The sequence below is a fragment of the Erysipelatoclostridium sp. An15 genome (genome assembly GCF_002160675.1).
Taxonomy (GTDB): domain Bacteria; phylum Bacillota_I; class Bacilli_A; order Erysipelotrichales; family Coprobacillaceae; genus Thomasclavelia; species Thomasclavelia merdavium.
In genome coordinates, this window is sequence record NZ_NFLA01000009.1 from 62397 (window position 1) to 70662 (window position 8266).

Consider the following 8266-nt stretch of genomic DNA (forward strand, 5'->3'; position numbering starts at 1 on the left):
CTAACTATCGAATTAAACCAAAAATAACCAAAGAAAATATTATTATCAATCATATTCTTTCCTATTTTAAAAATAAAAGGACGAATAAAATAACAACTATGGATATGCATCTTTGACAAAACTAAACACTTAATTCTCTTGCTTATCAAAATAAAATCAATGGTATTATAAACACTATTTTTAATTATAAAAGCTAATCCTGTAGCTTGAAAGTTGGTCCATACAAATCTGTCAAAAGTATAGGATAACATAAATGCCAAAAATAGTAATATATAAAAAACTTATTGATTATTATGATAATGGAATTGATAGCATTATATTTACAATCTTATATTTTACCGGCCTATATAATGGAAAATTATTAGCTCTTATTTTAACTAATATTAATTTTGATAACCTCATAATCAATATTGATAAACCTTATCAAAAAAATATAATAGTTATGGAAAAGTCTTAATCAACCGTTTTTTAGTGTATCTTTGCAAAAATACATATTGATGTCAATCCTTCAAAGAAAACAAAAAACCTCGATAAATCGAGGTTTTTAATATCTAATTATTTTATTATTCACCAACGTATGGTAATAATGCCATTTGACGAGCACGTTTGATAGCTGTAGCTAATTGTCTTTGATATTTAGCGCTAGTTCCAGTTACACGTCTTGGAATAATTTTACCGTTAGCTGAAATAAATCTTTTTAATAATTCAACATCTTTATAATCGATGTAAGTAATTTTGTTTTTTGTGAAGTAGCAAACTTTTCTTCTACCCATTCTTTGTTTTCTAAATGCCATTTTTTTAGCTCCTTTCATTAAAACTGAATATCATCTTCCATGATATCAAAAGTATTCAATGAATTATCAAATTCTTTTTCTAATTCAACTGTTTTCATATCATAGAAATTATCATTATTTTGTGGTTGTTGCTGCATTTGAGTTTGATTTTTCTCTCTAGCAGCTTTTGTTTCTAAAAATTGAACACTATCACAGATAACCTCAGTTACATAAACTCTTTGCCCCTGTTGGTTATCATAACTACGAGTTTGGATTCTTCCCTCAACACCAACTAAACTTCCTTTAGAACAATATCTTTCCACATTTTCTGCTGGTTTACGCCAAACAACACAGTTAATAAAATCTGCTTGTTGTTGTCCATCTCTAGAAGTAAAATTACGATTTACTGCTAAAGTAAATGAAGTAACCGCATCACCTTGTGGTGTTCTTCTTAATTCAGGATCTCTAGTCATGCGTCCGACAAGAACTACTCTATTAATCATCGATAATGCCTCCTATCTACGAAGTGTTAAATGACGTAATACAGATGCATTAATGTTTGATAAACGTTCAAATTCAGCGATATCAGCTCCACTGCAAGTTGTATCAACAACTACATAGTAACCTTTTTTGTAGTCTTTGATTTCATAAGCTAAATCACGTAAACCCCATTCGTTAACGTTATCTACTGTTCCACCATTAGCTGTTAAAACACCTTTGAAATATTCGATTAACTTATTTCTAGCGTCTTCTTCAACGTCAGGTTTTACAATAAACATAATTTCATACTTGTTCATCTTCTATACCTCCTATGGTCTATCGGCTTATTTCTTTTTGAATAAGCAGGCAGTAAATTAATATTTTTACATGCTTAGTTATAATAGCACAACTTTTTAAACAAAGCAATAATTTGTTTGATTAAATCATCTTTTTTAAATAATATCTAAGCTGTCTTTCCATGCTATAACTCTTAAAACTGAAAGATCTAATTCATTTAAACATAGCTCATCATTATTTATTGCTGTTATAAGACTTTCAAAATAGATTTGTGGTCTACTTGTCATAATTAAATCATTGCCAGCTTTTATAGCTTTAATCACTATTTCACTATCATTTCCAAATTCATTATTATTTAAATCAGTAACGTCATCAGTCATAATAACCCCATTATATTTTAAATCTTCCCTTAGAAGATCATGAATATCTTTAGATAAAGTAGCGGGATTTTGATTATCGACACTATCAATAATATTATTAGTTACTAATATACTATTAGCTCCAGCTTCAATACCAGCTTTAAACGGTAATAAATCATTATTTTTTAAACTATTAAAATCTCGACTATCATGATAAGTTCCACCACTACCAGGAGCACTTCCATAACCAGGAAAATGTTTTAAAACACTACCCATTTTTATATCACTCATAGCCATTACAACATTTCTTACATAATTACTAGTTGCATCAGCATCCACTCCAAATGAGCGTCTATAAATATAATCATCTTCATTTGTTGCAACATCAGCTACTGGTGCTAAATTAACATTTATTCCAAATTCTTTTAGATATTCTGATTTTTCTGTCGCATCACTTATTATTGAATCCATTCCTCCTGATTTATAAACATCTTGAGGTAATCTAAAACGGTTATCTCGCAAATATTTACTGACACGAACTACAGAACCACCTTCTTCATCTACAGCAATAATCATTGGGTATTTGGCATTGCTTTGATATCTTTCAATATTTTCAATTACTTCATTTCGAGATTTATTGGCAAAATCATCTTCAAATAATACACAGCCACTCATTGTTTGATCGGTTAATAAGTTTTTTGAATCTAATACTAATAACAATTGACCAGCTTTATCTTCAATGGTCATTGCTTGTACTATATTTGATAATTCCTTTCGTTTATCTAAACTAATATCAGCATTGATAATTTTATTTTCGGTAACCTTACTATTTATTATCTCATATTCACTTTTAATATCACCAGTATAACTAATTGTAATATCATTACCAAAAATCAAATTTTTTGAATCATTTAAAAGGGACTTATCTAACTTATATTCACTATTTTTATCATCTCTAATTGTAACTGTATCCTTAGAGACACTTATTATTTGAGCCGTAATTCGATTAATTATTATATTTGAATCTTTATCCATCAGTAATAAATACTGGTAATAACCAGCTCCAGTAATTAAACCTATTAAAACAACAATAATAATCAATTTACTTATTATTTTAGCTTTTGTCATTTTAAATCCTCTGGAGTAGTAATTTTAATATTTTCATAGCTTCCAAGAACAGACATTACAGGTACTTCAGTAAACTTTTCTACTAATGAAGCATCATCTGTTGCTTCGTATTTTTCATCTTTAGCTTTTTGATAACACTCTTTAATTAAACTAGTTTTAAAAGCTTGTGGTGTTTGAGCTTGCATTAATAAATTTCTAGGTAGTGTTTCAACTACTTTACCATCCTGGCATAACTTAATTGTATCTTTAACAGGAACCATTAATAAACAAGCATCATTATTAGTTAAACATTCTAATAAACTATCAATATTATCGATTGTTAAATAGGGTCTTGCTCCATCATGAATCAATACGATCTTTTGATCTACTACCTGTAAACCATTATAAACACTATCTTGTCTTTCTTTACCACCGAAAACATAAACAATTCGCTTATCATTAACTAATTCTTTAATCTCGTTAATTTCATCTTCTTTAGTCACTACTACAATTTGTTTACATCTTTGATCCTGAAGAAATACCGACATCGTCATTTCGTAGACTGTTTTATCATTAAATCGATATAACATCTTATTATAGCTAAGGCCACTACGACTACCTTTTCCAGCACACAATACAATTGCACTATAATCCATTTTCTCACTCCCTTTTAGATTATTGTATCATTTAATGATTATCTTGAAAATAAACATTATCTACCAACTAATTAATATAATTTAATAAAAAGGGTGTGATCAATCATTAAAAATATAATTGGTTTTATTTTAAGTTTAGGTGTTTTCCTTTTTAGTATGCACATTCTATCATCTAGCTTAGATACCTTAGCAAACGATAAATTAAAAAAAATCTTATATCATCTATCGGCAAATAAATATGTAGGTGTATTAACCGGTACTTTAATTACCGCCATCATCCACAGTTCTTCAACGATGACTATTATTCTTATTGGTTTGCTTAATAGTCATTTAATTTCTTTGTATCAAGCTACCTGGATTGTTTTAGGCGCTAATATCGGTACAACAGTTACTGGTTTAATGATTGCTTTGGATTTGGGTCAATCAGCGATTTATCTTTGTATTATTGGTTTTATCCTGATGTTTTTTAAAAACAAAATAACATACTTGGGCCGATTATTAATGGCCTTAGGTTTGATTTTTTTAGCCATGGATGCAATGTCACTTTCTCTTGCCCCAATTCAAAAATCTACTTTTTTTATGAACTTATTTTCTCAATTAAATAATCCTTTAATAGCTATTTTAGCTGGAACTTTATTTACAGCAATCATTCAAAGTTCTACTGCTTCTGTTGGAGTTTTACAAACAATCTATAAAAAAGGATTAATCAGTTTTAATATGGCCACTAATGTTATTTATGGTCAGAATATTGGTACTTGTATTACAGCTTTTTTAAGTTCTATTAATGGTAATCCCAACGCTAAACGATTAAGTGTCATTCATGTTTTGATCAATATTATTGGTACATTAGTTTTTGTAGTAGCATCTTATTTTATTCCTTTTGTTTCTTTTATCGAAAATTTAACTTCAAACTATTCAATGCAAATAGCATATATGCATACATTTTTTAATCTAGTTTCAACAATTTTATTTTTACCATTTGATTCTTGTTTAATCTATCTTGCTTATAAAATTATTCCCATAACCAAAGGAGAGAAATAATGTTAACTAGCTTTATAGAATTTATTAATCTTTATGGTTATAAAGCCATTTTAGTATTAATTACTTTAGAAAATATTTTCCCACCAATTCCTTGTGAATTGATTTTAACTTTTAGTGGTTTTTTAACTACAATTTCCAATCTTGATCCTCCGGGTGTAATTATTGTTGCTACTTTAGGTTCTTATTTAGGAGCTGTTATATTATATTTCTGTGGTTATTTAATTGATTATAATCGTTTAATTTCTTTTTTGACTATTAAACTTCATTTTAATAATGACTCTGTATATCGTTCAATCAACTGGTTTGATAAATATGGTAAGATTATTGTTTTTCTAGGAAGATTAATTCCAATTATTCGTTCTTTGATATCAATTCCAGCGGGAATTACTAAAATGAACTTTTTTAATTTTTCTATTTATACAATTATTGGTAGTTTAATTTGGAATGCTGTTTTAGTATATTTTGGAATTTTTTTAGGTGATAACTGGCAGCTGATTAGTTTTTATTTACAACGTTATTCTATCATCATTGTTTTTATTTTAATTATTATTTTTATAGTAAAAAAGGTAAGAACTTAAATTTAAGTTTTTACCTTTTTCAATAAATATTTATTTACTGCTTTAATAATACCGCGCCCTTGTAATTCCATATTATATTCATCTAAGATATTTTCAATATCCTCTTCTCTAATCTTTTCTTTAAAATGTTTTCTAATAATCTTCTTTAAATCCTGTTTACTAAGATTTTTAAAACTTATAATCTCATCAATCCGGCTAATAAATTCTTCGCTAAAAAAACCATTGACCTTTCTAAAATTATTACCTTTTTTAAATCCTAATTGATTTTTAACTACTCCTTTATTAGATGTCATAATAATAATTGTATTATTAAAATATACTTTACGTTTATGACTATCTTCTAAATACCCTTCATCAAATACCTGTAAAAACAAACTCAAAACATCAGGACTAGCTTTATCCACTTCATCTAATAATAAAACACTTTTAGGATAAGTTTGCAATTGTCCTAATAATAAACTTGGCTTATCATAGCCAACATAACCTGGAGCAGCACCAATAATTTTTTGAACACTGCTGCTATCACGATATTCACTCATATCTAAACGAATTAATTTTCTTGATAACAATCTAGCTAATTCTTTAGCCGTCTCACTTTTACCAACACCACTATTTCCTAAAAACATCATTACTTTAGGCTGCAATGAATCTTTCGAGAGCTTTAATTGATTAACAATTTGTTCTATTGCTTTACTTTGACCAACTATTTTTTGATTTAGTTTTGCTTTAATATTTTCAAAATCATAGTTATCATTTATCTTTATAGATGTATATTCTTCAATTACCTCTTTTACAATTTTTTTAGTAATAATATGCTGTTGTTTAAATCGAGCTTTTACACAAGCTAAGTCAAATATATCAATAGCTTTATCAGGAAATGTTCTATTTTTAATATAACGATCGACATTTTCTACAAGATATGTCAACACCTCATCATTGACTTCAATCTGATGAAATCGTTCATAAAATAGTTTTGTCTTTTGTAATATTTCTAATGTTTCTTCTTTAGTATTTTCCTTTAAAGTAATAACACTAAAACGACGATTCATGGCCTGGTCTTTTTCAAAATGCTGATAGTACTCTTCAGTAGTCGTAGCACCAATAATAGTTAGATCTTTACGAGCTAAATATGGTTTTAAAATATTTGCTGCATCAATGGCTCCTTCAGCACCACCAGCACCAATTATATTATGAATTTCATCAATAAAAATAATTACATTATCCATGTCTTTAACTTTGTCGATGATTTTTCGTAATTTTTCCTCAAATTCTCCTCGATATTTTGTTCCAGCTACAATACTAGATAAACTTAACTCATAAATAATTTTTTTCTTCAATCCATCATTTACTTTATTTTGATTAATTAAATAGGCTAGTTTTTCTACCAAAGCTGATTTACCAACACCAGCTTCTCCAATGATCAAAGCATTATTTTTTTCTTTCTTACTTAAAATCATACATAATTTTTCTAATTCTTTTTTACGACCAATAATTAAGTGTTCACTTTGTTTTACTTTCTTATTTAGATTTACTAATGAAGGTATTTGATCTAATTTTGTTTCTAATTCACTACTTTCATTTAACTGATAAATAATATCATCAAAATCTACATGATATTTTTTTAATAACTCATGTGCTACACATTCGGTATTTTTCAATAAAGAAATTGTTAAGATATTAAGCGTTACTTTACTTTTATTTTGCTTATTTGTTATTTCCACAGCTGTTTCTAAAATATTCTTTACAGCATCACTATATTCCATATAAAAAGGTTGATCATCATTTGTCCCAAACAACCTTTTTATATCTTCATATATGTTTTTTTCATTTACACCGTATTCTTTTACTAAGTCTCGCAATTTACAATCACTTATCTTCAATAATGAAAGTAATAAGTGCTCACTGCCAACATTATTGTGTCCTAAATCAAAGGCAATGCTTTCAGCTACTACAATTGCTTTTTGGGCTTGTTCATCAAATTTTGTTAACATGTTCCACCTCTAATTTTATTATATGTTTCACCTCTTAAATTATTAACGAAACATTTTTATTTTAAACATAAAACGGTATTTGAAATAATAGCCAATATTTATTAACTGTAATTTTTATTTTTATAGCTAATAAAAAAAACTATCTTTCGATAGTTATGAAAATAATTCTGCCAAAAATGATTTCTTTTTTATTTCCTTACTTGTAACACAATAACTTGTCTTTAATGCTCCGGTCAATTTTTTTCCCTTACCTTCACCTAAAACAATCTTATATTCACCATTGTAATATTTAGCATTATAGTTTTTTTGATGATCGGCTAAAGCCTGATCAACGTCATCAACACTTTTAACCCATTGTTGATAATCTTTGATTAAAGAGTCTTTAATTTCATACATTGTTTCTATATCTTCATCGCTGTTACTATTAGCTATTATTTTATATTTAGGTTCATTGCCAGAAGCATCTACGGTTACGATGTTCATTAAAATTAATAAGATTATAACTGTTTTTTTCATATAGTTCACCTCAAGTTCATTATTACCAACTATGATTAAGTTATACAAAAAATATTTAAAAGAGGTATTAAGTTTTATGAATAATCGAATAATGCAAAAAGAAATTGTTACTGACTCCTTGGGATCTTTAAATTCTCAAATCAAATTAAACCAGCCAGTTAAAGAATTTCTTGTTTTACAACAAGTTTATGAAGCTGGTATTAAAGAAATAAGGACCAAATTAGAGATTCTTGATGATGAATTTAAAATAAAACATGATCATAATCCTATTCATCATATGGAGTACCGATTAAAATCTCTAGATAGTATTGTAAACAAACTAAAGAAAAGAAACCTTGAGGTTTCATTAGAATCAATGGTTGAAAATTTAACTGATATCGCTGGTGTCCGAGTTATTTGTAATTATGTTAGTGATGTTTATCGGATTGCAGAATTATTAGTTAAACAAAGTGATATTAAATTAATTCA

Annotated in this window: 10 protein-coding genes; 3 read left to right on the forward strand and 7 right to left on the reverse strand. The window is 27.5% G+C overall.

The window, feature by feature from the left end; translation table 11 throughout:
- Positions 1–563 precede the first annotated feature (563 nt).
- From rpsR to ispD, 5 genes are all read right to left on the reverse strand, one after another.
- Positions 564–794, reverse strand: a complete 231-nt coding sequence (gene rpsR, locus B5E92_RS04920) for a 30S ribosomal protein S18 (RefSeq protein WP_087299785.1) — start codon at positions 792–794, stop codon at positions 564–566.
- 17 nt (positions 795–811) lie between these two features.
- On the reverse strand, positions 812–1276 hold the full coding sequence (ssb, locus tag B5E92_RS04925; protein ID WP_087299787.1) for a single-stranded DNA-binding protein: 465 nt from the start codon (positions 1274–1276) through the stop codon (positions 812–814).
- Positions 1277–1288: 12 nt separating this feature from the next.
- Positions 1289–1570, reverse strand: a complete 282-nt coding sequence (rpsF, locus tag B5E92_RS04930; protein WP_087299788.1) for a 30S ribosomal protein S6 — start codon at positions 1568–1570, stop codon at positions 1289–1291.
- A gap of 135 nt (positions 1571–1705) precedes the next feature.
- On the reverse strand, positions 1706–3037 hold the full coding sequence (locus B5E92_RS04935) for a glycoside hydrolase family 3 N-terminal domain-containing protein (RefSeq protein WP_087299791.1): 1332 nt from the start codon (positions 3035–3037) through the stop codon (positions 1706–1708).
- Positions 3034–3672 carry a 2-C-methyl-D-erythritol 4-phosphate cytidylyltransferase gene (gene ispD, locus B5E92_RS04940; RefSeq protein WP_087299793.1) on the reverse strand — a complete coding sequence of 213 codons (639 nt, stop codon included), beginning with the start codon at positions 3670–3672 and terminating at the stop codon, positions 3034–3036. Before ispD ends, B5E92_RS04935 begins: the two co-directional genes overlap by 4 nt.
- Before the next feature lie 126 nt (positions 3673–3798).
- On the opposite strand from ispD, the gene B5E92_RS04945 reads away from it, so the two are divergent.
- Entirely contained in the window at positions 3799–4713 is a 915-nt protein-coding gene (locus B5E92_RS04945; RefSeq protein WP_255376195.1) for a Na/Pi cotransporter family protein, read from the forward strand.
- Positions 4713–5291, forward strand: coding sequence for a DedA family protein (locus B5E92_RS04950; protein WP_087299797.1), 579 nt, complete (start codon positions 4713–4715; stop codon positions 5289–5291). Before B5E92_RS04945 ends, B5E92_RS04950 begins: the two co-directional genes overlap by 1 nt.
- Positions 5292–5293: 2 nt before the next feature.
- Here B5E92_RS04950 and B5E92_RS04955 read toward each other — a convergent pair whose 3' ends face one another.
- Together B5E92_RS04955 and B5E92_RS04960 are read right to left on the reverse strand one after the other, a co-directional pair.
- The gene (locus B5E92_RS04955; protein ID WP_087299799.1) at positions 5294–7282 is read right to left on the reverse strand and encodes an AAA family ATPase; all 1989 of its coding nucleotides are present in this window, start codon (positions 7280–7282) and stop codon (positions 5294–5296) included.
- A 153-nt stretch (positions 7283–7435) separates the two neighbouring features.
- Positions 7436–7798, reverse strand: a complete 363-nt coding sequence (locus B5E92_RS04960) for a hypothetical protein (RefSeq protein ID WP_087299801.1) — start codon at positions 7796–7798, stop codon at positions 7436–7438.
- Positions 7799–7874: 76 nt separating this feature from the next.
- Here B5E92_RS04960 and B5E92_RS04965 point away from each other — a divergent pair.
- Positions 7875–8266: GTP pyrophosphokinase family protein (locus B5E92_RS04965; RefSeq protein ID WP_394337371.1), on the forward strand; the 392-nt coding region annotated here is incomplete at its 3' end.

What these genes read in the sequence shown, in the direction of transcription:
- B5E92_RS04955 (WP_087299799.1), bottom strand. Translation starts at nt 7,282, where the DNA reads ATGTTAACAAAATTTGATGAACAAGCCCAAAAAGCAATTGTAGTAGCT.
- B5E92_RS04935 (WP_087299791.1), bottom strand. Translation starts at nt 3,037, where the DNA reads ATGACAAAAGCTAAAATAATAAGTAAATTGATTATTATTGTTGTTTTA.
- rpsF (WP_087299788.1), bottom strand. Translation starts at nt 1,570, where the DNA reads ATGAACAAGTATGAAATTATGTTTATTGTAAAACCTGACGTTGAAGAA.
- ispD (WP_087299793.1), bottom strand. Translation starts at nt 3,672, where the DNA reads ATGGATTATAGTGCAATTGTATTGTGTGCTGGAAAAGGTAGTCGTAGT.
- B5E92_RS04950 (WP_087299797.1), top strand. Translation starts at nt 4,713, where the DNA reads ATGTTAACTAGCTTTATAGAATTTATTAATCTTTATGGTTATAAAGCC.
- rpsR (WP_087299785.1), bottom strand. Translation starts at nt 794, where the DNA reads ATGGCATTTAGAAAACAAAGAATGGGTAGAAGAAAAGTTTGCTACTTC.
- B5E92_RS04960 (WP_087299801.1), bottom strand. Translation starts at nt 7,798, where the DNA reads ATGAAAAAAACAGTTATAATCTTATTAATTTTAATGAACATCGTAACC.
- ssb (WP_087299787.1), bottom strand. Translation starts at nt 1,276, where the DNA reads ATGATTAATAGAGTAGTTCTTGTCGGACGCATGACTAGAGATCCTGAA.